The following is a 23,872-nucleotide window of genomic DNA, read 5'->3' as shown; positions in this document are numbered from 1 at the left end:
TGAATGGTTATTTTTGCTAATGTAAAAAAAGAAGTCGGAAGTACGAAGTGAGAAGCACATCGTATTTTTATTTACTTTACATCACAAATCTATATTCTATCTGGTTTTTGAGTAAAAACTATTATAATATTAAATACATATGAATATTAAATTACTTGCCGTTGGCAAAACAGATGACAAGCAACTCAATGACCTTATTAACAACTATATCAAAAGGTTACAGTTTTATATTAAATTTAGTTTTGAAATTATTCCGGATATTAAAAATGCTAAAAACTTAAGCGAAGCTCAACAAAAGGAAAAAGAAGGAAAATTAATCCTTAATCATGTAGAAAATTCTGATGTATTGATATTACTCGATGAAAATGGAAAGCAATATGATTCTGTACTATTTTCTGAGGTATTGCAAAAACATATGAATAGCGGAATCAAACAGTTAATTTTTGTTATAGGAGGGCCCTATGGCTTTAGCCCCGAGGTGTACAGTCGGGCTAATAGCAAACTATCGTTATCCAAAATGACATTTTCACATCAAATGATACGTTTATTTTTTGTAGAACAATTATATCGTGGATTTACCATATTAAAAAATGAACCTTACCATCACAGATAAGGTTCATTATATTATACAATTACAATTTTAGGTTAACATGTACTGTTAAAGCTAATTATAGCATTACTCAAGGTATTCTTTTAGATATTGATCAAATGATTTGTTTTCTATAAAAATATCTTCTTGATACTTTATTTTTAATTTTTCCAGAACTCGAGTTAAATTAAATCCTAAAGAATAATAATATCCTCCTCCTAAGTTATACATCCACTCGTCTTGTTTTAAATTATAATCTTTAAATCGATTAGCAACATATTTATTGTCTATTTCGGATAAAGTATGATTATTAGAACTCGTCGATAACGCTAATTTGGTACAGTATTCAATATACCTGGCAGTACCTTCTGATTTAGACAAGCTAGATTCTAATGCCGATATATCAATTCTGAATTCATTCTTAATCCTAGCATATCTTTGCTCTTTACTTTTTAAATATCCTGAAATGTAATTCTTAACACTATCATTATTATCTTCTTGTATTATCTTAAGAAGAAGTTGATTTTCGTTCTTAACTGTTGTAGTAAACCAATTCTCGTTTTTAAAGAAATAATTTAATGTATCTCTATCAAAATCTCTTTGGCTCGACATCTGTTTTTCTCGAAACTTTTTGAATTTTTTTTGATATTGATGAAATATTTCATGAATAACCATTGTCATCCATTCTTCTGTATCCTTAACATCGGTGATGAATTTTTCTGTTAATTCTACATCACTAAACATTCCTAATGTATTTTTATACTCTAATGCAGATGTGTTTTTATCTTCATAAGACACATTCATATAAAAATTTGTGGTGTCAATTATGGGGGTAAACCCTACAGATACATTAGAATCATCACAGTTATATGCTACTAGGTTTATTTTTTCTTTTAATGCTTCATTAGCATCTATTGTAAAAAGACCATCTTTTGTATAATATAACATAGGGCCAAAAAGTAACTGCTTATCAAAATCTTTCCAATATTTTTTTGCCACATTACTTTTTGTATCTACCAGGTAATTGATTCTTTCACAGATTAAATCAGAATCGTTTTTTTTACAACTCACTAGTCCTAATAAAACAACTGTAAATACTATTATTATTTTCATATACAAATTGTTATAAAAGATCTGGTTATTCTTTTACGATATCTTTAAGATCGCTAAACATATCTATCAAATCTTCTACTAAGTCGGCAGATACAAATTCTTTATCCATAAAAACATTTAGCTTTCCTCTTTTCAATTTCACAACATATCCTGTTTCTCCTTTGGCATTATATTTCCAGGTAGATGTCGTTCCGTTTTTAGTCATTTTTGGAGTTAAATGATCTTTTAAGAATTGTTTTAATTTTCCTGTTTTAGATGATGGAAAACTAGCTTTTAAGGTATACATATCTTCTGTATTAGAGATAGAAATATTAACTCTATAATTACCTTCTCCTGGTTCATCACTAGAGTAACTAATAGATACTTTAGAGTTTGAAGTTGAAGTTGTTTGAGCATTGCTCAAAGAAAGAGCAAATACAAGACTTAATGTACAAATGATTGTTTTCATAATTTCTGTTTTTTGATTGATGATTGATTTAATTTTCGTTTTTTGATGTAATTGATTTTAATTCTTTGCCGATTCGTTCAAATTTCTTAATCAATTTATTCGAGGCCAGTTCTTTATCTACATTGATTCTTAATTTATTGTCTTTGAGCCGCACTTCATATAATTCATCATCTTCTATTTCTTTTCTCCACAGATAGGCTTCATCGTCGATGATCATATTTTCTTTTCCAAATTGATCGATCAGATAAGATTTTACATCGCCCTTCATATATTTCATAAATCTTATTTTGATCCTAAAACTCTCTTCCATATCAATGATCGCAAAGGATCTAGAATAACTTTTCTCTCCAGAATCATCACTAATACTTATGGTTACTTGTGATGATGATTTAGAAGAACTTGTAGAACTTGTTTGCGCATTCATGGTTAGTAATCCTATTAGCAGGTTTACCAAAATGGTGATTAATGTTTTCATACTATTCGTTTTTTGATTGATGATTTAAGCTATACTAAATGTGAGACCAACCCCACGTACACTTTCTATATTTACATTGTTGTCTTCTTTAAAATATTTTCTTAATCGACTTATGAATACATCCATACTTCGACCAGAGAAGAAATCATCATTACCCCAAACATCTTTTAACACATCTTCTCTTTTAATCATTCTATTTCTATGTTCCCATAAATATTGAATAAGTAATGTTTCTTTTTCGGTTAATCGTTGTGATTCTCCATTCAATTTTAATTGATGATTAACAATATCAAACTCATACTTTCCAATTTTTACCACCTCGTCTTTTAAGGATTCTATTTTCTGTGTTCGCTTTAAAATATTCTGAAGTTTAAGGACTAGAATATCTGCTTCAAATGGTTTCACGATGTAATCATCTGCACCTAATTTTAATCCTCTTATTTTATCTTCTTTCATTTTCTTAGCAGTAAGGAAAACGAATGGAATTTCGGGATCTATTTCTACTACTTGCTCTGCTAATGTAAACCCATCCATTTTTGGCATCATCACATCAAAGACACATATATCAAATTTTCCTTCAGAAAATATCGATAGCGCTTCTTTACCGTCTTTTGCCCAGGTCACCTTATAATTATGTATTTCGAGATATTGCTTTAATATACTTCCAAAATCAAAATCATCTTCTGCGAGTAGTATATGCTTCATAACTATTAAATTATTGGTATGGTTATTTTAAAATCTGTTCCTTCTTCGGGTTTACTTTCAATATTAATTTCTCCCTGGTGTGCTTTAATGATTTGATTGGTATAGAACAATCCCAGACCTAATCCCTTTACATCATGTACGTTTCCTGTTGTTACTCTATAAAATTTTTCAAAAATCTTATGATGTTCTTTTTCAGAAATCCCAATCCCATTATCACGAATCGAAATTGTATACGTATCGTTTTTACGTTCTGTTCGTATTCTAATTTCAACTTTTTCTTTCCCGTATTTCACAGCATTTTCTAATACATTAAATAATGCTGTAGTAAATAGAAATTTATCGATATAAAGATTTACATCTCTAAATTCTATCTTCATATTTACGTCGACTTGCTTATCTTTAACCGATACCTTAAAATCCTCTACAACTTCTTTAAAATACTTAGTATCCAGAACCTGTTCTTTGCTCAAAATGATTTCTTCAGATCCTAAAGTATTATTCATTACCTGATCAATTAGTTTCTGCAATCGGTTATTTTGTCGATCTAATATATCTAGTGCACTAGAGAATATTTTTGGTGAATTTTGGGTCTCTTTACTCCTTAAACTTTTCGAAGCAATACCCAAAGTTGCCAAAGGAGTTTTAAGCTCATGAGTAATGTTATTTATAAAATCATTACGCACATCGGCTATTTTTTTTTGTCTAATTACAGTTTTAATCGAATAAAAAAGTAAGACAACTACAAATAGTAACAATATAACAGAGAATAAAAACAGGCTTGCCATTTGCCCAAAAACTATTCTCTTCCATCCAATAATACTGACAGCATCTACTGTTCGAATTTCGAGATTAAGCTGGGTTTTTATAATTTCACTACCACTATCATCTTCTATATCTTGTTCTGTAAACCATCTACCACTACTTATTACATTACCTTCTTGATCAGGAAAATCTTCTCCGAACAAAAAATAATTGCTCTGTCCTTTTGCATTAAATACAGTATCTAAAAGGTTATTGTCATGAATAACAATACTTTTTATTGTTTTCTTATATTTTAACTCGTACCCCAGATTAGCCTTACCAATTTCTTTTTTATAGTATTCATTAAATGTATCATTTAACGAATCTGTAAAAGGCTTGAAACGTTCTATAGTTTCATTTTTAAGAAGATTATTCTTTCTATACTCTATCAGATTCTTTGTTAGTTGATTATACCAAAGCTCTGCTATAGAATCCATTTCTTTAGTATTATCTATACTCGAAACTGCCTTCTTGGTTTCTTTAATAAATACATCCTTTTTAAGCTGATACGTGTTATAAATCAAATACCCTTGAATACCAGACAATGCCAATAAGGTTAAAATAGATGTAATAATGAGTATGTTTATCTTTTTCTTCATTATAGTGATATACACTTATTTGTTTTTTAATACCTATTCGTTTTTTGATTGATGATGATTCCAAAAGTATAGCAAACATCCTTTTATTCAATAGAATCAGCCTCCATTAACCCTCTATTAACGTTAATACACCTCTTCATTACTATAAATACAAGGCTTTTAAGTATCTATGTTAATAGGGCAAAAATTGGTATTAATTATTACATTTGCTGACTAATTAACCAATCACCTCTATGCTATCTTATCTGAAGCTTATAAAATTTGATAACTTACTAATAATAGCCTTTGCACAATTATGTCTTAAATATGGCCTTTTTGAACCCTTTAATATTGCTATTACCTTAAATGGCTTGGGTATTGCTATTTTAATGGCAGCAACATTTTGTATTGCTGCTGCAGGAAACATAATTATCGAAATTTACAATCAAGAAGATACTGATGTAAAAGGGATATTATATGATTCTATAACCGAAAAATCGGCCAATCGATTATTTATTATTCTTAATGTAATCGGTGTTCTTATTGGATTTTACTTAGCTAACCTTATTAACAGACCAGGTTTTGCTGCATTATTTATAGTAATTTCTGGAGTATTTTACATCTACGCTTCTTATTTAAAAGAAATTATTGTTCTTAAAAATTGTATTCTCGCACTACTTGTAGGGCTAAGTTTGATTGTCGTTGGGATTTTTGATCTTCTTCCTGCTATCACCGAAAAGAATAGAGAATCACAAACCGTTATTTTTTCTATTATTTTAGATTATTCAATATTTGCATTTATGATTATACTCTTAAGAGAAATTATAAAAGATTGTCTGCACATAGATCGAGATCATAATTTAGGCATTAGAACCATCCCAATAGTTCTGGGAAAAAATCGAACAACAAAATTAATCGGAGCATTAACATTGCTTCCAATTATATCTGTAATTTATTACATATACACTTATCTTTTTTCGAATAGTAAAGCTGTTATTTTTGTTTTGATACTTATTGTTGCTCCATTACTCTATTTTATGATCAAAAGCTTTAGTGCCGAATCAGATCAGCAGTTTAAAAGGTTAGTATTGCTTCTAAAGATAATTTTAATTGGGGCATCTATCTCATTGTTATTTTATCAATTTGTTTTAGTATAACATATGTTAAAAGATATATTAAAAGATAAAAATATAATTCTTGCATCTGGTTCTCCTAGAAGGCAACAATTTTTTAAGGATCTGGACCTGGATTTTTCAATACAAATAAAAGAGGTCGACGAGGTTTATCCTGATCATCTTAAAGCCGAAGAAATTTCGGATTATCTCGCTAAGCTTAAAGCAAATGTATTTACAGATTTACATCCAAAAGATATTTTAATCACCAGTGACACCATTGTTTGGTATAATAACAAAGCCTTAGGTAAGCCAAAAAACCTGATAAAAGCTTCAGAAATGATTAATTCTCTATCTGGAGATACGCATAAGGTTATTACTTCGGTGTGTTTTAAAACAATCAATCAGACCATTGTAGTACATCAAACTACCAAGGTTACTTTTAAGGAGTTATCTGCAGAAGAAATCGAATACTATGTACAAACTTATAAGCCTCTGGATAAAGCCGGAGCTTATGGTATACAAGAATGGATAGGTTTTATTGGTATAACCAACATAGAAGGGAGTCATTTTAATGTAATGGGGCTTCCTACACATCTTGTATACGAAACGTTGAGGCAGTTAGCCTAAAAGAACCATCTCAACAAATTTAGAGCATAGCATATAGATTAATTTTTCTATTGATATTTCTTATAGTAACAAAATGTTAAATGAGGTTTTTCCGTAATTACCTGGTTTTTATTTTGTTTATATTTCTTAAATCATTTTTAAAACTTAATATTATGCTAAAGCATCTCTTAAACCTAGATGGTATCAAAACACTGAACAAAACAGAACAAAAATCTCTAAAAGGAGGATGGACTTATGTTATGTGTCACTCTTGTGATCAATATTTACCACCAGGATATGTATGTATGAATCAGGTTTTTTGTGGACCTAACTAATACCATTTAAAAAATTAAAAAACGGGTTCTCAGTATCCCGTTTTTAATTTTTAAATTTTGAAGTATTTCCTAAATTGTCTTTATTAACTTGTACCTGTTCTCTCTCCCTTATTCTTATAGGTAGATTTCTCTATACCAAAAAACGTTCTTAACTACCTATAACAATAGATCATTTCTCATTCATCTGTCAATTATAAGGATTAGATCGTTACTGAAACGTTAACAGCACTTGCCAAATCCAAGGTTTATTGTAATTTGCTATATAAAAACGTTATCATGAAAAAGTCAATACTACTGTTCGCTTTATTAGGCGTATTAGTCTTTATTGCTTTTAGCAATATTAAGGCAGACGAAGTGAGCAAAGTTTCTACAACAGAAGAGATTATTAAAGAAAATATACCACCTGCAAAAACGCTCTCTGAAGATTTTAAGAAATACTGGTATGCTGGTGAAGCCGAAATATCATCATATCGACTAGAACAAGCTCGATATGGTGAAATAAGAAAAGGAACTGCGGTTCTTATTTATGTTACTGAGGATTTTTTACCCAAAAAACAGGTAAAAGCAGATCGCCAAAATACAAGTAACATACCCATTTTAAAACTTAATGCTACCAAAAAATTTAATACAGGAATCTACCCATATTCTGTGATGCAGAGTACATTTTATCCTGTGGCAGATAATCGACATGCTATTAAAGTATCTAATTCGATGCAAGAATGGTGTGGTCATGTATATGCGCAATTAAATAACAGAAAACAATTCGAGATTACCTCGCATTCCTATTTTGAAAATGAAGCAGATCAGGATTTTAAATTAGACAAAGCTATTTTAGAAAATGAACTTTGGACAAAAATCAGAATTAATCCTGATGCATTACCGCAAGGAGATCTACAAATCATTCCATCTTTTGAGTATTCTAGATTAAGGCACAAAGATATTAAAGCATACTCGGCTAAAGCATCTATACAAAAAGGTACTGATACTAATACATATACTCTAGAATACCCAGAACTCGATAGAAGTATCAGTATTACTTTTAATGCCTCTTTTCCGTATGAAATTGAGCATTGGACAGAAACCTATAAAAGTGGGTTTGGTCCAAATGCAAAGAAGCTCACTACAAAAGCAACTAAAATCAAAAGCATTAAATCTGCTTATTGGGGTAAAAACAGTAATAAAGATGAAGTCTTGCGTGAAGAATTAGGGCTTACAAATCAAAAATAAACATTAAGTAACTTACAACTAAACTAATACAATACTAATGGTAAAATTATCAGAATCTGAGATAAAAGAAAAATTAAACGACATAGATGGTTGGGAATACCATGATAATGCTCTTCATACCACTTTTGAATTTAACGATTTTAAAGATGCGTTCTCTGTTATGACTCGTATTGCTTTTGAAGCCGAAGCGCAACAACATCATCCAGACTGGTCGAATGTTTATAATAAATTACACATTAGCCTTTCTACTCATGATGCTGGTGGTATAACCGAAAACGATTTTAATCTTGCAAAAACCATAGATAACATTATCGAAGGAGAATAGTTATTAAATTCATTTTAAATCAAAAAACAAATATCAAATTCTAAGGCCAAAACTTCTTGTTTTACTTTTTGAATTTTGGTATTTTAGGCGTAGAACTTATTTTAATCAAAATTGATAGTATACAAACATTTGTCAAAAACTTGGTTTCTACTTATGTTTGTATTTAGATTTTAAAATTAGCATATGGGAAGAGCTTTTGAATTTAGAAAAGCACGTAAGATGAAACGCTGGTCGGCAATGGCAAAAGCGTTTACTCGAATTGGTAAAGATATTGTAATGGCAGTAAAAGAAGGTGGGCCTGACCCAGCTTCTAACTCTCGTCTAAGAGCAGTGATCCAGAATGCCAAATCTGTGAACATGCCAAAAGATAATATCGAAAGAGCAATTAAAAAAGCATCGGATAAAGAACAAGGAGATTACAAAGAAGTTCTTTTTGAAGGGTATGCTCCTCACGGAATTGCAATTTTGGTAGAAACTGCGACAGATAACAATAACAGAACAGTTGCCAATATTCGATCCTATTTTAATAAATGCGATGGTAACCTGGGAACATCTGGTTCTGTAGAGTTTATGTTTGATCATACGTGCAATTTTAGAATTAATGGTGAAGGATTAGATCCAGAAGAACTCGAACTTGAATTTATTGATTTTGGAGCAGAAGAAGTTTTTCAGGATGATGATGGAATATTGATCTATGCTCCTTTTGGAAGTTTTGGAACGATACAAAAGGAATTAGAAAGCCGTGAAATCGAAATTCTATCCTCTGGATTTGAACGTATCCCACAGGTTACTAAAAAAATAACTCCAGAGCAAGCTGCAGATGTAGAAAAATTACTAGAAAAAATAGAAGAAGATGATGACGTGCAGAACGTTTATCATACCATGGAAGAATCTTCTTCTGAAGGATAAAGACATTTCTTATTATTATAAAAAAGAGTTTAGCATAGCTAAACTCTTTTTTTTGTTATGTTTACTATAATACCCCGACTATAGATAAAATATAAGCTATGAAAAGATTAGCCATACTTCTTCTATTTTCCTTTGCAGGTATAGTGCATGCTCAACATATGGATAATGCCAAACTAGAGTTAATTATCAAAAAAAATGCAGATACTCTAGATGGTATTCCCGGGAACTGGAAATTTATATACAAAGACACTCCTATGCTTTGTGTTACCGATGAAACCAATAATCGAATGAGAATTATCTCTCCTATCACAGCATCAGATCGTCTTGATAAAGACTTATTACTTGATGCAATGACCGCTAATTTTCATTCTGCTCTTGATGTAAAGTATGCTATTACCAATAAAATTTTATGGTCGGTTTATATCCATCCGTTAAAAGAACTTACAACTGATCAGGTAAACAGTGCCATATCACAAGTATATTATGCTGCAAAAACTTTTGGTACTACTTTTTCTAGTACAGAGCTTATTTTTGGAGCCGGAAGCGTAAAGGAAAAACCTAAAGATGCTACCCCAGAAGAAAAAATTCATAAATTTTAAGTTTCGTCAAAGCTGTTTTCAGGGACTTTGCCTTTAACGTCTTTAAAGAAACGATACATATATTCAAAATCCTTTTTAACATCCTCTGTAGGATAATAAGGATCAGAGACCACACATTGTTTTTTTCCAAAATCAAAAGCAACCATAATAATAGGAATATTTGCAGCTTTGGCGATATGGTAAAACCCTGTTTTCCACTCTTTAACTTTTTTCCTTGTTCCTTCGGGGGCAATAGTTAAACGCAATTCATCCTTTTTTTCAAATAACTCTGCAATAGCTTCAACCTTATTCTGGCCAGGGGTTCTATCCAGAGAAATCCCCCCTACTCTTCTAAGATACCAACCTAATGGCCATTTAAAAAGTTCTTTTTTAGCCAAAAAACTTATCTTAATTCCGGCTAATTGTCGTACCAAAAGACCAATATAAAAATCGTGCCAGCTTGTATGAGGTACTACGATAACGATACATTTTTTTACAGTATCAGCACTGAAATCACCGATAAACTTCCAACCAATAATTTTATGATATATGAAGGAAGAAAAGTATCGCATGAAAATAAAAGATTGAAAAACAATTTACAAAGAACGATAAAGTTCTTTCAATATATCTGCATTTATTTTAGATTTCCAATCGCACCCCAGGGCATTTTCCCAGAGCGGTTCTAGACTTAGTGCAACCTTAGTCATTACATCTAATTGCTCTTCGGTTACATTAGCACAAACTCCTGTGGGTAAATTGATATTATGATACTCTTTCATTTTTTTAAACACAGCTACACCTTCAGGATAGTATTTTTCTAATTTATCAAATACGATGCAGTTACCTATTCCATGCTTTGTTCCTAACACATATGCCAGTCCATAACTCATCGCATGAGCAACACCAACCTGAGAGTACGCAATACTCATTCCGCCATGCCAGGAAGCCATCATTAGTTTTGCATCTACCTCTTCTTTGCTTAGGTTATTTTCGAGAAAAATCTCTTTGCATAAGTCTAAGGCTTTTTCGCCATAGCTCTGGCTAAATGCATTTAAATACGTTCCGTCTAGTGATTCAATACAGTGAATGTAACAATCCATACCTGTATAGAACCATTGATCTTTAGGAACATCTTTTATTAATTCTGGATCTAATACAACCTGATCAAAGGGTGTAAAATCAGAATTGATTCCTAATTTACGTTCGGGCCCTGTAAGCACAGTAGTGCGAGACACTTCTGCTCCTGTTCCTGAGATTGTAGGAACCCCAACATGAAATACAGCTTTATTTTTTACCAGATCCCATCCCTGGTATTCTGCAGCACTTCCCGGATTGGTAAGCATGATTGCTACAGCCTTGGACAGATCCAATATAGAGCCCCCTCCTATTCCAATAATTCCGCTGGGAACATATTGATAATCATTTCTTATTTTAGTAACGATATCATCTACCTGAGATGTTTTAGGTTCTTCAACAGTTGATACATAAATTATCTCATCTGTATAAGATAATGGTATTCTATCCTCTATAAACGAGGTATTGTTCTTAAAAACGTCATCTACTAAAAAGATAAAAGGAGCAACACCATTTCGTTCGGGCGAAATAATATCATAAATCTGATTAAAAGCTCCTTTCCCAAATACTACTTTTGGTACCATTGGGAAATTTTTATGCGTAGAAGTAGATTCTTCTGGAGTAATTATAGATTTTGGATTCAATAGATTTTCTTTATTTATTATTCTTTTTGCTCTTTCTAAATCTTCCGGGGTATCAATTTCTACACCTTCATGGTGCGTTTCAACCATTTTAATATTTTTACCATATTCGAGATATCGAATACATTCTATTTTCTCTGAAGCTTCCAAAGAACGCATTGATAAACGGTAAAAATCTAAAATAGCTTGTTTCTTAAATGCATAAACACCTTTGTGCTTATGGTAAACGTGGTTTATTTCTTTATCTCTTGGGTATGGTATAGGTGCACGAGAAAAATATAATGCGTAATTGTTTTCATCTACAATAACCTTTACACTATTAGGATTCATGATATCATCCCAGTCATCCATAGGAGTCATTAGACTGGCTAAGTCTATACGATCAGAATCTTCTTGGTAAAATACGTTTAGTACTTTTTCTAAGCTTTCTCTATCGGTAAAGGGTTCATCTCCCTGGACATTTACTACAATGTCAACATCCATATCTTCGACCGCTTCGGCTATTCTATCACTACCGCAGCTATGTTCCTTCTTACTCATAATAGCTATACCACCATGAGAAGTAATTTCTTTATATATAACATCGCTATCGGTAACAACGTATACAGCATCAAAAAGTCCAGAATTTAGGGTCGCTTCATACGTTCTTCGTATAACGCTTTTCCCTTCGAGATCCTGCATTAGCTTGCCAGGAAAACGCGTGGCAGCATACCTCGCAGGTATCATTGCGATAGTTTTTAGAGTATTTTTGTTCAAAATTTGTTGCTTTTCTAGAATTGCAAAAATAACTTTTTTAAATCAATTTTCGGGCCAACCATTATATTTAGTTTCACATTTCTTTCTTAAAGAAATCTTAAAATATGCTTTATACACTTTCTGTTAATTTTAATTTTCAATAAAAAAATCATCTTTAAACCCTATTAAATATAACTTTTTCTTAGCTCTGGTAACAGCGGTATACAACCATCTCAAATAATCTTTATTGATCCCATCCGGAAGATATGGCTGCTCTATAAAAACATTATCCCATTGTCCTCCTTGTGACTTATGACATGTAATAGCATAAGAAAATTTAACCTGTAAACTATTAAAAAACTTATTATTCTTTACTCCCATAAATCGTTTGTACTTCGATTTCTCATCTTCAAAATCTTTTAATACTTCCTGGTACAACTTGTTTGATTCTTCATAGGATAAAGATGGGGTTTCTGATGTTAATGTATCTAGTAACAATACCGTTTCAAAAGGTTTTTGATTTGGATAATCAACCATACTAACATTAACTATCGCAAACCGAAATCCATATAATTCTTTTATAGAAAAAATCTCCAAAATTTTAATTATATCTCCATTAGCAATGAAACCAGCTTCGCTTTTGTTATCTAGCCAAAAATAATTATTCTTAACCACCATTAAATAATCACCGGGTGACAGTTCTTCTTCCTGAAAAAGTATCCTTGAGCGAATCTGCTGATTATAAATATTAGCTCTTTTATTAGAACGAAGTATAATCACAGATTCTTCGTGCCCCACACTAGCATATGCTTCATTTAATGCATCCATAATCTCATGGCCATCAAAAAACCTAACTACATCTGGATATCCTGACACTTGAAACTGAAAAGAGTCGTAAAAACCGTCATTAATAGTTTCTCTTAGCTGGGTAGCATTCATTAAAATACCACTATTCTCTGCTTGTCGCACTACTTCGTCTAACTCTATCTGGGTAACCTCTTTATTAAATCCCATTGCAAGGTTATTGGGATCGAGTGCCGGGCTTACTTCTAGTTTTACTGGTGGTAATTGTGCAGTATCCCCAATAAAAAGGATTTTACAATTATACCCAGAATACACATACATCATTAGATCATCTAGTAAAGATCCGTTTTCGAACAATTTACTATCACTAGGTGTGTCTGGTATCATAGAAGCTTCATCTACAATAAAAATAGTATTACGGCTTTTATTTTGTTTTAGTTGAAAAGCTAATCCACCACTTTTATCCTTTTTGGGATAATAAATATTTCTATGTATGGTTTGAGCCTGCTTTCCCGAAAAATTACTAATTACTTTAGCCGCACGACCGGTCGGAGCAAGTAAAACAGCATTTAATTTAGCTTTCCAAAGGTTTTTTACCAAAGATCCTATCAAAGTAGTTTTTCCGGTACCTGCATATCCTTTTAGTAGAAAAAGTGATTCTTTTGCCCCTGATAACACAAAATAAGATAGTTTTTGTAGGACAATATCTTGTTTTATAGTAGGTTCAAAAGGAAAATCTTCTTTTAATAATTCATAAAATTCTTTTTCCTTCATTAAAAAAACTTGTCTATATGATTCATATCGCTATTAATAAATCAAAGATAGGGATGATTTTTTGGCAATAAACTTTTACGATTAAAAAAAAATTGTAGATTTGCGTATACACTAATGTTTAAAGCTAAATCATAAAATGAAAATTGTTGTTCAATTAGTTCTGTGGGTTATTATAGGAGTTTTAGGATACTTGGTATTCAATTCTGTTAATGGTCCTGTAAAGTTCAATAAAATAAAGCAAGCTAGATATGCAAAAGCTGTTGAAAATTTAAGAGATATTCGTACAGCTCAATTGGCATACAGATCAGTAACTGGAAAATTTGCTAAAGATCCTGTTAAATTAGTTGCTTTTATAGATACTGCTAAATTTACACTAACCCAAAGAAGAGATTCTAGTTATATTGCATTTAATAAGATCCTAAAAATTGATGAGCCAAGAGATACAGTTATTGTTGATACCCTTGGATATGCATCGGTAAAAGATTCCTTATTTAAAACAGGAAATCATAAAAATATGATTAAAATACCAATCGAAGGTGTTGAATCGAATTTTGAAATGGATGCAGGTTATATTAACAAAAATGATCTACGAATTCCGGTTTTTGAAGCTAAAGTAGCTAAAGATGTACTACTACACGATCAAGATAAAGATTTATTAGCTCAAGAGAAAGAAGTGCGTTCTGTTGATGAAGTTAATGGAGGATTCCTTTCGGTAGGATCAATGACAGAAGTAATGACTTCTGGTAACTGGCCAAGAACTTATGGTGCAAACGATCAATAATACAATTGATAATACATCAAAAACATTGTCCATTCAGGTAAGCTTGAATGGACTTTCTTTTTGTACTGTAAATACTAATAATCAAATAACGTCGATAGCGCATGAACCCTTTGGTATACAATTAACGCCCACACAAGTACTTGATAAAATCAAATATGCTTTTGATCACAATCATAATCTAAAAGGGACTTTTGATACCATCGAAGTAATTCATCAAAATGACCTATATACTGTTGTTCCTAAAGCTCTATTTAACGAAGATTCATTAAAGGAATACCTTAAATTTAATACAAAGGTGCTTCAAAATGATTTTATTGCCTATGATGAATTACACCCTCATAATATGGTAACGGTCTACATTCCTTATACCAACATCAATAACTTCTTTTTTGACACATTTGGTTCTTTTACTTATAAGCATTCTAGTACCATTTTAATAAATTCTTTACTTACTCAAGAAAAGAACAGTGAATCTATCACCGTTTTTGCGAATATAAGTGATGCTTCTTTCGATATTATAGTAATCAATAAAGGGAATTTGATATTAAGTAATACATATAAATATCAAACTAAAGAAGATTTTTTGTATTATCTATTGTACACTACAGAACAACTACAACTAAATCCAGAAGAATTTAGTTTAGTGTTTTTGGGAGATATTTCTAGAGATAGTGAGTTTTTCAATATTGCATATACTTATATTCGTCATATACGTTTCGGAAACCTTCTTAAGAAACCACAAACAACAGAGGATATAACATCTTTTGAGCCTCATAAACATTTTGTACTACTTAGCCATTTTTAAATATGCGTATTATTTCAGGAAAATATAAAGGAAAAAGACTTACAGCACCTAAAAAACTGCCTGTACGCCCTACTACCGATATGGCAAAAGAAGCATTATTTAATATCCTAAGAAATCAATATAACTTCTCTCAGATATCGTTTCTAGATCTTTTTGCAGGTACAGGAAACATAAGCTATGAATTCTTATCCAGAGGAACAGAGGATATAACTGCAGTAGATGTTCACTATGCCTGTCTTGGGTATATCAAAAGCGTAGCAAAAGAACTAGATGCTCCTATTGAAACTATAAAAAGTGATGTGTACAGTTACCTCGAAAAAGTAAAACGAAAAGTAGACATTATTTTTGCTGATCCCCCATATGATTTTACAACAGATCAGTTTCATAAAATTGCAGCATTAGTTTTTGAAAATGAATTATTAAATGAGCATGGGGTTTTGATCATTGAGCACTCTAAACATACCTCTCTCGAGGAATCGCCATATTTTAGTAATTCGAGAAAATATGGTGGATCTGTTTTTAGCTTTTTTGAAATATAAATCTACGTAAAAACCTGCATGCTAGATATTAAGTCTCATTCATTACCGAAGTTCGTATTGAAAATTCATCAATAGTAGTAAGGTTACTTAAAGAATTAATTTGATGAGCAGCATTACTAATAATATCTTCATAAAAAGCCAAAACTTTTACATCAAAACCAGGAGTATCTTCTGCCGTGATTTTAAATATATCCATTTGATAAATAAAATTATTTAGGATATGATGACTAGAAGAAAGCATAGCTTTATAAATATTTAGCTTAGCGTTTTCCATCTTTACTTTTTTAGCATTTTGTTGTGTATCTATAAATAGAAATACAAAAAACACTATTAATGGGATTATCATTTCGTCAAACTCAAATTGCTCTATACTCTCCAATAATGCGATAGCTTTTTCAAACAATTCTAATTCTAAAACAATAGTTGTTACATAAATAAAAATAGACAACACTAATCCGATACATGTTAGTTTATACTTATTCATTAGTTTAGGGTTAGGGGTTAGGGGGATAACGATTTGTGAAGAATTTAAATGTTACGGTTTACAAATACTACATAAAATTGTAAATAAACGTTTGATTTTCAATATTAAATATATAGTAAAAAACACCAACTTGCAGCAATTTACAAGTATTTTAACATTATGTGTAGATCTAATTAACATGCTCTCACATGTATGTAAAGCAAAGAAACCGGACAATCAATTATATATACATTAAGGCATACTTTATAACTAAAGCAGCCTTCTTCTAAGCTACTTCTTTCCCTTTAGAAGCTTCCCAAATCATAAACCATTCCTCGTCTGTAATGTGAATAGCTAAAGCATCTTTTGCAGATTTAATACGATTGATTTTGGTTGAACCGATAATTGGGAGAATACCAGAAGGGTGTTTTATGATCCAGGATGTTAGAATCTGGTCGGGCGCAACATTATATTTTTCTGCCAATGCATTTACCACCTTATTAATCCTCATAACCCTATCTTCTGGCTGTTTGGCAAAGAATTTTCCTCCTGCTAATGTAGAATATCCCATGGGTATAATATGCTTGGTAATACACTGATCTAAAGTACCATCTACAAAAGGATCCAGATGAAGAGGAGATACTTCAATCTGATTTGTTACCAGAGATATAAACTTATGTAACATTTCAAATTGGTGTATCGTAAAGTTTGATACTCCAAAATGCAAAACCTTACCATCATTTTTAAGTTGGGTAAAAGCCTCTGCAATCTCTTCAGGGTTCATTAACGGACTTGGTCTATGAATCAAAAACAGGTCTATATAATCTGTATTTAGATTCTGCAAAGATTGTTCTGCAGAACGTATAATATAATCTTTACTAGTATTGTATGACTTAATAGTAGTATCAGGACGATTAGGTGTTACTAGTTTAATACCACATTTGGTAACGAGTTGCATTTTTTCTCGAAGAGAAGGTCGTTTTTTAAGCGCTTTACCAAATAATGTTTCTGTAGTATAATGCCCATAGATATCTGCATGATCAAAAGTGGTAACATTTATAGCAAGACAATCTTCTATCAATTCCTGAGCCTGATTTATGGTTAAATTAGCTCCCCATTCTCCCCAATTCATACACCCGGCTATTATACGTGAGCATATAGCATCTTGATTCGAAACCCTGACACTCATAATTCTTAACTTTTGAAAATTATTGTTTTTCTTTTGATACAATCAATAGTCTATTGCTTCATAGATCAACCTTTGTATCTCTGAGCGAATATCATGTGATATGAGTTTTCTATTTGCAGCATTAGGAAAAGTACGATTACTTAAAAAGACATATATCATTTCCTGTTCTGGATCTGCCCAGGTAAATGTTCCTGTAAATCCACTATGCCCGAAACTAGTCATTGATATACACCCACAAGTCGGGCCTATATCTCCTAACTGTGGTTTATCAAAACCTATTCCCCGTCGAACATTTCGATGACAATAATGACATGTATTAAACTCATCTAATGTTTCTTCTCTAAAATATTGCTTACCTCCATAATACCCCTTATTGAGATACATTTGCATTATCTTGGCAACATCATTAGCATTAGCAAATAGTCCTGCATGCCCAGCGATTCCTCCTAACATAGCGGCTCCCTGATCATGAACATATCCATGAACAACTTCGTCTCTAAAGATCTTATCATACTCTGTAGGAACTATTCTTTTTTTCCTGAAACGTGTTAGAGGTAAATACGAGGTATTATTAGCTCCCAATGGTTTATAAAAATGTTGCTGGGTTAGCTTATGCAATGTATTGCTATAATGGCCTTCTATATACGCTTTTAAAAGATAGTACGGTAAATCACTATACTTATATTTTAACCTATCTCTCAATTCACTATCTCTAATTCTTAGCAGTAAAGAATCCTTCATATCACTTCTGAAATAAAGGTTATTAGTAACTTCTATATTAAAATCTTTAGAGCGACTATTTCGATAATACTTCTTATCTGGTTTTCGGGTAATAGAATCCATTGTTTGCAAATAAAAAGGAATCCAGGCTTTTAATTTTGCATAATGCGACAGCATTGATCTTATGGTAATATGCTCTTTATTAGAACCTTTAAAGGAAGGCAACATCTTTCCTACCTTTGTATTTAAGGAAATTATTCCCTTATCCTTTAACTCTATAGTAAGTGGTAAAGTGGCCAATATTTTGGTTAAAGATGCCAAATCATAAACATCAGACCCTTTAACTTTTCTAAATTTACTATAGGTATGATACCCATAATTTTTATTAAATACTACTTTTCCTTTTCTTGCAACAATGAGTTGCACACCAGGTGTCATTTTTTCTTTTAGTGCAAAATCTACTATAGAATCAATTCTATTAAGTTTATAAGAATTCATCCCAACACTTTCGGGTAACCCATAAGATAATCTATTTAAAATCCTGGTATGATGCCCTGTACCAGCAGGAAACTCTTCTCCGATGCTAACAGGAAGTTTTCCTTTGGCTTCTAACGCTCCAAAAAGTAATTGCGCCGTTTTTTCCTGAGCCACTTTACTATTTTGATAAGACATCACTATACCTTCAAAATTCGTAGTGGTTAACATATCTAACATTGCATAAGGTCTTGCAAATACACTAAGAACTGTAGTATTTAACCTGGCAATCTCATATAACCAAACTAATTCTTTATCCTTAAACTTATATTCTGCCCAGGGTGAATCATTTGATTTATGAAAACCTACAATAACATAATTATAGTTTTTCAATTGTTCTACCATTTCACCCAATTGATTAGCCTTTACCCATTCGACCTGTGTGTATTTACTTAATTCTTCATAAAAAGCTTCTCCAGAGTCATCACCAAGAGAAACATAAGCAATTTTTTTCAGGTCAAGGTTTTTAATTGGCAGTGTTGCTCTTTCATTCTTTATAACGGTTAAAGAATTTTCGACCAAATCATGAAGCAATACTTTATTTTTAACACTATTTAGTTCCTCATAAAGAAAATCTGTTTCTACAGGCTTATAGGCATTAAGACCAGCTTTATATTTGGCAAATAAGATCTTTCTAACAGAATAAGATAAACGCTCTTCTGTTAGAGCTCCAGAGTAATATGCAGATACTATTTTCTGAGATGCCAACGGTACATCTTCAGACATTAAAAGAATATCATTTCCTGCCAAAAAAGCTGCCAAATCAATATCTCCAGGTGCTTTAAAATCTGAAGCTCCTTTCATATTAAGAGCATCTGTAAAAATTAAACCTTCAAACTTTAAGCTATCTTTTAATACTCCAGAAACTACTTTTTTAGAAACAGAAGACGGGTAGTCTGATCTATATTCTAAACTAGGAATATTAAGATGAGCCACCATAATACTAGATAGCCCTTCATTAATAAGTTTTTTATATGGGTATAATTCTATACTATCAATTCTTTTGGCATCAAAATTAATAGTAGGTAATGTATTATGCGAATCGGTATCGGTATCTCCATGACCAGGAAAATGCTTAGCGGCAGCCAGAATACCTTCTCGTTGCATACCTTTCATAAAAGCCAGTGCTTTTTGAGCTACCTTTTCTTTATCTTCTCCAAAAGAACGGTTACCAATTATCGGGTTTTTGGGGTTTGTATTAATATCTACTACAGGGGCAAAATTAATATGCACTCCCATTCGTTTACAATGCCGTGCTACCTGTCTTCCGGTTTCTTCTATTAAATGATCATCTTGTATTGCTCCAAGAGTCATATTCCAAGGGAAAGCTTGTGTCGAATCTAATCGCATACCAAGTCCCCACTCTGCATCAATACCTATTAACAATGGTATTTTGGATAATTGCTGATATTCATTATTTAGTTTAACCTGTCGTTTAGGTCCTCCTTTAGAAAAAATAACGCCTCCGATCATAAACTCATCAATGAGTCGTTTTATTTTATCTGTTTCTTTTTGGGAATCAGAAGAAGATACATTTACCATAAACAATTGCCCCACTTTTTCCTTAAGGGTCATTCTATTGTAAATACTATCCACCCATCTTCTTTGGGTCTCAAAATCTTCTACTAATAAAGGATTTTCTGATTGAGCATCAACGCCAAAAGTTATTAGAAAAAATATAAAATAAAAATACTTTTTTATGATCTGCCGCACGTAAATTTTAATTTAAAAAACGGTTATGCCAACTATCTTTTGCAGGGATTTCCCAATTGATTCGATATTCGGCAATATTAGTAACCAGGTTATTGAAAACGATAGTATTTGGGGATACTGATCTATTTTTAGCCATTTTCTTAAAATCTGCAAGAGGTTTATAGGCTACAAATTCTCCTTGCTTAAAAGACACGTTCATCTTGTCCATTAAGTCTACATTATATGCTTGTTCCAGTTCCTGAATAAAATGAACAGAAGCATCTATAGAGCATCCGGTTGCCTGGTTCACTCCTTGATCTAGTCCTATGGTTATAAATCGCTTATACTTTATTTCATAACCCGCTTTTAGATCAGCACCGTGGGCTGTCCACTGAGTTATAAATTCCTTTATTTTTTCCTCGATCTCTTCCAGTTCATCCAAAGTGAATGACCGATTTGCCTGATAAATCCATACTCGAGATGTTTCCGGAAGGTCATTAAAATCTACCAACATGAGCTATTTTTTACTAAAATAACAAAAACTATTGCTATTTACGGTTATAGAAAAGAGTTAATATGAAAAAACATATTAACTCTAATAAAATTGTAATATAATTAAGAAAAAATCTACAAATCCTGAGCGTTGGCAATAAGTTCGGCCACATCCATCACTTGTACACTCTCTTCTTTTTCTTTACTTTTTACCCCATCTGTCATCATTGTATTACAAAAAGGACATCCGGCGGCAATAATATCTGGTTTGGTTTCTAAGGCATCTTCTGTTCTTTCGACATTAACATCCTTATTTCCAGGTTCTGGTTCTTTAAACATCTGTGCACCACCTGCTCCACAACATAAGCCATTTCGCTTACAGCGTTTCATTTCTACAAGTTCTACTTCTAATTTTCTAAGTAAATCTCTTGGTGCCTCGTATACATTATTTGCTCTACCGAGATAGCAGGGATCGTGAAATGTAATTCGTTTACCTTTAAATTTCCCTCCTTCAACTTTTAATCTACCTTCATCAAGAAGGGATTTTAAGAATTGAGTATGGTGCATTACTTCATAATCTCCTCCTAGTACAGGATATTCATTTTTTAAAGTATTAAAACAGTGAGGACATGCAGTAACTACTTTTTTAATTTCGTAAGCATTCATTACCTCTATATTTGTAACGGCCTGCATTTGAAACAAGAATTCATTACCTGCTCTTTTTGCTGGATCTCCCGTACAGCTTTCTTCGGTACCTAATACAGCAAAATCCACATTTGCATTATGAAGTAATTTCACAAAAGCTTTTGTAATTTTTTTAGCTCTGTCATCAAAACTACCAGCACAACCCACCCAAAATAAAACTTCTGGTTTTTTGCCTTCTGCCATATATTCTGCCATTGTTGGCACCTTTACTGTCTCACTCATATTATACTATTTAAAGTTTAGGAATACACTCCCAAAACTCATATTTTAATCATGTTTTCCATCATCAAAAACTTCGATGGTCACAACTCTTTCTACCAGTTCTGTAAATTTACCAGTATATCGTGTTGCTTTTACCAGGTGATTATCAATCCAATGATAGTTTCCTCCTCTTGGTTTTCCCATCAAAAGGCTATGATACTTAAAGCCACATTTCCTTAACCATGTTTCGGTCACATCTCTGTGTTCTTCGGTTCTTGAAGTAAAGAAACATATAATATGTCCCTGATCATACCACTTGTTTAATGTAATCAATGCATCAGGAAAAGGTTCGCAAGTAACCATTCGTTCTGGTTCTTCATTGGGTACATCTTCGGTTATGGTTCCGTCAATATCAATAAGGTAATTCTTGACACCTTCTGGCAAGACCGGACTTACATGCTCTCCTTCTTCTATTTTATCATGCAATAATTTTTCTACTTCTTCCTTTTTCATAATTTCTATTAATTTGTGGTTTAATTGGTTAAAAGTTTTGGTTAAAATTTATTGTATTCTGGTTGGTTATTTAATAAAAATTATTCGTTGCTCCAGTTTAATCTATCCATTTGGTTAAATGGCCATGGAGCTCCATTATTTTCTATATTGGTCATCATATTATTTAGATCAGATGGTGCTGCACTTTGCTCCATTACCAAATAACGTCTCATATCTATGATAATAGATAATGGGCTAATACTTACCGGGCAAGTTTCTACACAGGCATTACAACTGGTGCAAGCCCATAATTCTTCGGGAGTGATGTAGTCATTCAGCAATTGCTTTCCATCATCTACAAAACTACCATTCTTATCAATATTGTCTCCTACTTCTTTTAAACGATCTCTGGTATCCATCATAATTTTACGCGGAGATAGTTTTTTTCCTGTTTGATTTGCAGGACATTCGCTTGTACAACGACCACACTCGGTACACGTGTATGCATTTAGTAATTGAACCCAGTTTAGATCTGCAACATCTGATGCTCCAAATTTCTCGGGTTCTCCTTCTTGTTGATCATCTGCAGGAGCAGCAAAAGGGTCTGCACTTGGGTCCATCATTAGTTGCACTTCTTTGGTAACAGCCTCGAGGTTATCAAGCTCTCCTTTGGGGTTTAAGTCTCCATAATATGTATTCGGAAATGCCAACAGGATATGTAAATGTTTTGAAAAATATAAATAATTTAAAAACACTAATATCCCTATAATATGCAACCACCAACAGGTTCTTTCTAATACTATTAAAGCAGTTTCTGACATCCCATCAAAAAGTGGTAATAGAAACTGACTAACCGGATATGCTCCAGCCTTACTATAATGATCTGCTCCTAACGTTTGTAGTTGAAGATCTGATGCATTCATTACCAAAAACAAAGTCATCAAAACCATCTCGAAATACAGGATGAAGTTTCCATCATTTTTTGGCCATCCTTTCATTTCTGGGTTCCAGAAACGTTTTAATTTAATCACATTACGACGAATCCAAAATAAAACTACCCCTACAAATACTAGAAATGCCAAAATCTCAAACGCTCCTATTAAGAAATCATATAACCCTCCTAAAAAGGCAAAAATCCTATGTGTACCAAAAATACCATCGATGATAATCTCTAGTACTTCTATATTTATGATTATAAATCCCAGGTATACAACAATATGCAATATTCCTGCTACAGGACGTCGTACCATCTTAGACTGTCCTAATGCTATCATAGCCATATTTTTAAACCGTTCTCCTTTATTATCAGAACGATCTACGTCTTTTCCTAATCGGATATTACGAATGACTTTACGGACATTTTTTGTAAAATATCCAATACCTGCTATCAAAACAAGTATAAACAGGATATTAGGGATGTATTGCAT

At 32.2% G+C, this 23,872-nt stretch carries 26 protein-coding genes and 1 pseudogene; 11 read left to right on the top strand and 16 right to left on the bottom strand.

The window, feature by feature from the left end; genetic code table 11:
• Nucleotides 1-139: 139 nt before the first annotated feature.
• Entirely contained in the window at nucleotides 140-613 is a 474-nt protein-coding gene (gene rlmH, locus Z053_RS0121115; RefSeq protein ID WP_025666960.1) for a 23S rRNA (pseudouridine(1915)-N(3))-methyltransferase RlmH, read from the top strand.
• Between the two features lie 63 nt (nucleotides 614-676).
• Here rlmH and Z053_RS0121110 read toward each other — a convergent pair whose 3' ends face one another.
• From Z053_RS0121110 to Z053_RS0121090, 5 genes are read right to left on the bottom strand one after another with little or no spacing between them, the layout of a single operon-like run.
• Nucleotides 677-1,702 carry a hypothetical protein gene (locus Z053_RS0121110; protein ID WP_025666959.1) on the bottom strand — a complete coding sequence of 342 codons (1,026 nt, stop codon included), beginning with the start codon at nucleotides 1,700-1,702 and terminating at the stop codon, nucleotides 677-679.
• Between the two features lie 25 nt (nucleotides 1,703-1,727).
• Nucleotides 1,728-2,150: a hypothetical protein gene (locus tag Z053_RS0121105; protein WP_025666958.1), complete on the bottom strand. Its 423-nt coding sequence runs from the start codon at nucleotides 2,148-2,150 to the stop codon at nucleotides 1,728-1,730.
• 28 nt (nucleotides 2,151-2,178) lie between these two features.
• Nucleotides 2,179-2,625 carry a hypothetical protein gene (locus tag Z053_RS0121100; protein WP_025666957.1) on the bottom strand — a complete coding sequence of 149 codons (447 nt, stop codon included), beginning with the start codon at nucleotides 2,623-2,625 and terminating at the stop codon, nucleotides 2,179-2,181.
• A gap of 24 nt (nucleotides 2,626-2,649) precedes the next feature.
• Entirely contained in the window at nucleotides 2,650-3,330 is a 681-nt protein-coding gene (locus tag Z053_RS0121095; protein ID WP_025666956.1) for a response regulator transcription factor, read from the bottom strand.
• 5 nt (nucleotides 3,331-3,335) lie between these two features.
• The gene (locus Z053_RS0121090; RefSeq protein WP_025666955.1) at nucleotides 3,336-4,730 is read right to left on the bottom strand and encodes a sensor histidine kinase; all 1,395 of its coding nucleotides are present in this window, start codon (nucleotides 4,728-4,730) and stop codon (nucleotides 3,336-3,338) included.
• Nucleotides 4,731-4,963: 233 nt separating this feature from the next.
• On the opposite strand from Z053_RS0121090, the gene Z053_RS0121085 reads away from it, so the two are divergent.
• From Z053_RS0121085 to Z053_RS0121060, 7 genes are all read left to right on the top strand, one after another.
• Nucleotides 4,964-5,866, top strand: coding sequence for a geranylgeranylglycerol-phosphate geranylgeranyltransferase (locus tag Z053_RS0121085; RefSeq protein WP_051476111.1), 903 nt, complete (start codon nucleotides 4,964-4,966; stop codon nucleotides 5,864-5,866).
• Between the two features lie 3 nt (nucleotides 5,867-5,869).
• Nucleotides 5,870-6,451: a Maf-like protein gene (locus tag Z053_RS0121080; RefSeq protein ID WP_025666953.1), complete on the top strand. Its 582-nt coding sequence runs from the start codon at nucleotides 5,870-5,872 to the stop codon at nucleotides 6,449-6,451.
• Between the two features lie 152 nt (nucleotides 6,452-6,603).
• Nucleotides 6,604-6,765 (top strand): hypothetical protein, encoded by a 162-nt coding sequence (locus tag Z053_RS31625; RefSeq protein ID WP_160170130.1) that lies wholly within the window; start codon nucleotides 6,604-6,606, stop codon nucleotides 6,763-6,765.
• Nucleotides 6,766-7,041: 276 nt separating this feature from the next.
• Nucleotides 7,042-7,992 carry a hypothetical protein gene (locus Z053_RS0121075; RefSeq protein ID WP_025666952.1) on the top strand — a complete coding sequence of 317 codons (951 nt, stop codon included), beginning with the start codon at nucleotides 7,042-7,044 and terminating at the stop codon, nucleotides 7,990-7,992.
• A gap of 37 nt (nucleotides 7,993-8,029) precedes the next feature.
• Nucleotides 8,030-8,317, top strand: a complete 288-nt coding sequence (locus tag Z053_RS0121070; protein WP_025666951.1) for a 4a-hydroxytetrahydrobiopterin dehydratase — start codon at nucleotides 8,030-8,032, stop codon at nucleotides 8,315-8,317.
• A 183-nt stretch (nucleotides 8,318-8,500) separates the two neighbouring features.
• Nucleotides 8,501-9,226: a YebC/PmpR family DNA-binding transcriptional regulator gene (locus Z053_RS0121065; RefSeq protein WP_025666950.1), complete on the top strand. Its 726-nt coding sequence runs from the start codon at nucleotides 8,501-8,503 to the stop codon at nucleotides 9,224-9,226.
• A gap of 98 nt (nucleotides 9,227-9,324) precedes the next feature.
• Nucleotides 9,325-9,825 carry a hypothetical protein gene (locus tag Z053_RS0121060; RefSeq protein WP_231389176.1) on the top strand — a complete coding sequence of 167 codons (501 nt, stop codon included), beginning with the start codon at nucleotides 9,325-9,327 and terminating at the stop codon, nucleotides 9,823-9,825.
• On the opposite strand, the gene Z053_RS0121055 is transcribed toward Z053_RS0121060, so the two are convergent.
• The 4 genes and pseudogenes from Z053_RS0121055 to Z053_RS0121045 all read right to left on the bottom strand — a co-directional run bounded on the left by Z053_RS0121055 (nucleotide 9,822) and on the right by Z053_RS0121045 (nucleotide 13,832).
• Nucleotides 9,822-10,376: a 1-acyl-sn-glycerol-3-phosphate acyltransferase gene (locus tag Z053_RS0121055; protein WP_025666948.1), complete on the bottom strand. Its 555-nt coding sequence runs from the start codon at nucleotides 10,374-10,376 to the stop codon at nucleotides 9,822-9,824. The two genes, Z053_RS0121060 and Z053_RS0121055, sit on opposite strands and share 4 nt — an antisense overlap.
• Nucleotides 10,377-10,400: 24 nt before the next feature.
• Entirely contained in the window at nucleotides 10,401-11,462 is a 1,062-nt protein-coding gene (locus Z053_RS31985; protein ID WP_025666947.1) for an iron-containing alcohol dehydrogenase family protein, read from the bottom strand.
• 78 nt (nucleotides 11,463-11,540) lie between these two features.
• A pseudogene (gene kdsB, locus Z053_RS31980) lies at nucleotides 11,541-12,245 on the bottom strand (3-deoxy-manno-octulosonate cytidylyltransferase); the annotation flags it as partial.
• Nucleotides 12,246-12,404: 159 nt separating this feature from the next.
• Complete coding sequence (locus Z053_RS0121045) at nucleotides 12,405-13,832, bottom strand: ATP-dependent DNA helicase (protein ID WP_025666946.1); 1,428 nt, start codon at nucleotides 13,830-13,832, stop codon at nucleotides 12,405-12,407.
• 136 nt (nucleotides 13,833-13,968) lie between these two features.
• Between Z053_RS0121045 and Z053_RS0121040 the strand changes: the two genes are divergently transcribed.
• From Z053_RS0121040 to rsmD, 3 genes are read left to right on the top strand one after another with little or no spacing between them, the layout of a single operon-like run.
• Entirely contained in the window at nucleotides 13,969-14,613 is a 645-nt protein-coding gene (locus Z053_RS0121040) for a type II secretion system protein (RefSeq protein WP_025666945.1), read from the top strand.
• Complete coding sequence (locus Z053_RS0121035; RefSeq protein ID WP_025666944.1) at nucleotides 14,594-15,418, top strand: DUF3822 family protein; 825 nt, start codon at nucleotides 14,594-14,596, stop codon at nucleotides 15,416-15,418. The genes Z053_RS0121040 and Z053_RS0121035 overlap by 20 nt, the downstream gene beginning before the upstream one ends.
• Nucleotides 15,419-15,420: 2 nt before the next feature.
• On the top strand, nucleotides 15,421-15,957 hold the full coding sequence (rsmD, locus tag Z053_RS0121030; protein WP_025666943.1) for a 16S rRNA (guanine(966)-N(2))-methyltransferase RsmD: 537 nt from the start codon (nucleotides 15,421-15,423) through the stop codon (nucleotides 15,955-15,957).
• A 28-nt stretch (nucleotides 15,958-15,985) separates the two neighbouring features.
• Here rsmD and Z053_RS0121025 read toward each other — a convergent pair whose 3' ends face one another.
• The 7 genes from Z053_RS0121025 to Z053_RS0120995 form a co-directional block, all read right to left on the bottom strand.
• Nucleotides 15,986-16,441 (bottom strand): hypothetical protein, encoded by a 456-nt coding sequence (locus Z053_RS0121025; RefSeq protein WP_025666942.1) that lies wholly within the window; start codon nucleotides 16,439-16,441, stop codon nucleotides 15,986-15,988.
• 265 nt (nucleotides 16,442-16,706) lie between these two features.
• Nucleotides 16,707-17,609 (bottom strand): aldo/keto reductase, encoded by a 903-nt coding sequence (locus tag Z053_RS0121020; RefSeq protein WP_035096515.1) that lies wholly within the window; start codon nucleotides 17,607-17,609, stop codon nucleotides 16,707-16,709.
• Between the two features lie 42 nt (nucleotides 17,610-17,651).
• Nucleotides 17,652-20,576, bottom strand: coding sequence for a glycoside hydrolase family 3 N-terminal domain-containing protein (locus Z053_RS0121015; RefSeq protein ID WP_370540757.1), 2,925 nt, complete (start codon nucleotides 20,574-20,576; stop codon nucleotides 17,652-17,654).
• Nucleotides 20,577-20,583: 7 nt separating this feature from the next.
• The gene (locus Z053_RS0121010) at nucleotides 20,584-21,069 is read right to left on the bottom strand and encodes a hypothetical protein (protein WP_025666939.1); all 486 of its coding nucleotides are present in this window, start codon (nucleotides 21,067-21,069) and stop codon (nucleotides 20,584-20,586) included.
• Nucleotides 21,070-21,182: 113 nt separating this feature from the next.
• Nucleotides 21,183-21,974 (bottom strand): (Fe-S)-binding protein, encoded by a 792-nt coding sequence (locus Z053_RS0121005; RefSeq protein ID WP_025666938.1) that lies wholly within the window; start codon nucleotides 21,972-21,974, stop codon nucleotides 21,183-21,185.
• Nucleotides 21,975-22,019: 45 nt separating this feature from the next.
• A complete protein-coding gene (locus Z053_RS0121000) occupies nucleotides 22,020-22,466 on the bottom strand; it encodes an HAD family hydrolase (protein WP_025666937.1) in 447 nt (148 codons plus the stop codon).
• A gap of 80 nt (nucleotides 22,467-22,546) precedes the next feature.
• Entirely contained in the window at nucleotides 22,547-23,872 is a 1,326-nt protein-coding gene (locus tag Z053_RS0120995) for a (Fe-S)-binding protein (protein ID WP_025666936.1), read from the bottom strand.

This window comes from Aquimarina megaterium XH134 (assembly GCF_000520975.1).
Classification (GTDB): Bacteria; Bacteroidota; Bacteroidia; order Flavobacteriales; family Flavobacteriaceae; genus Aquimarina; species Aquimarina megaterium.
This window is presented reverse-complemented; position numbering and strand designations above follow the sequence as displayed.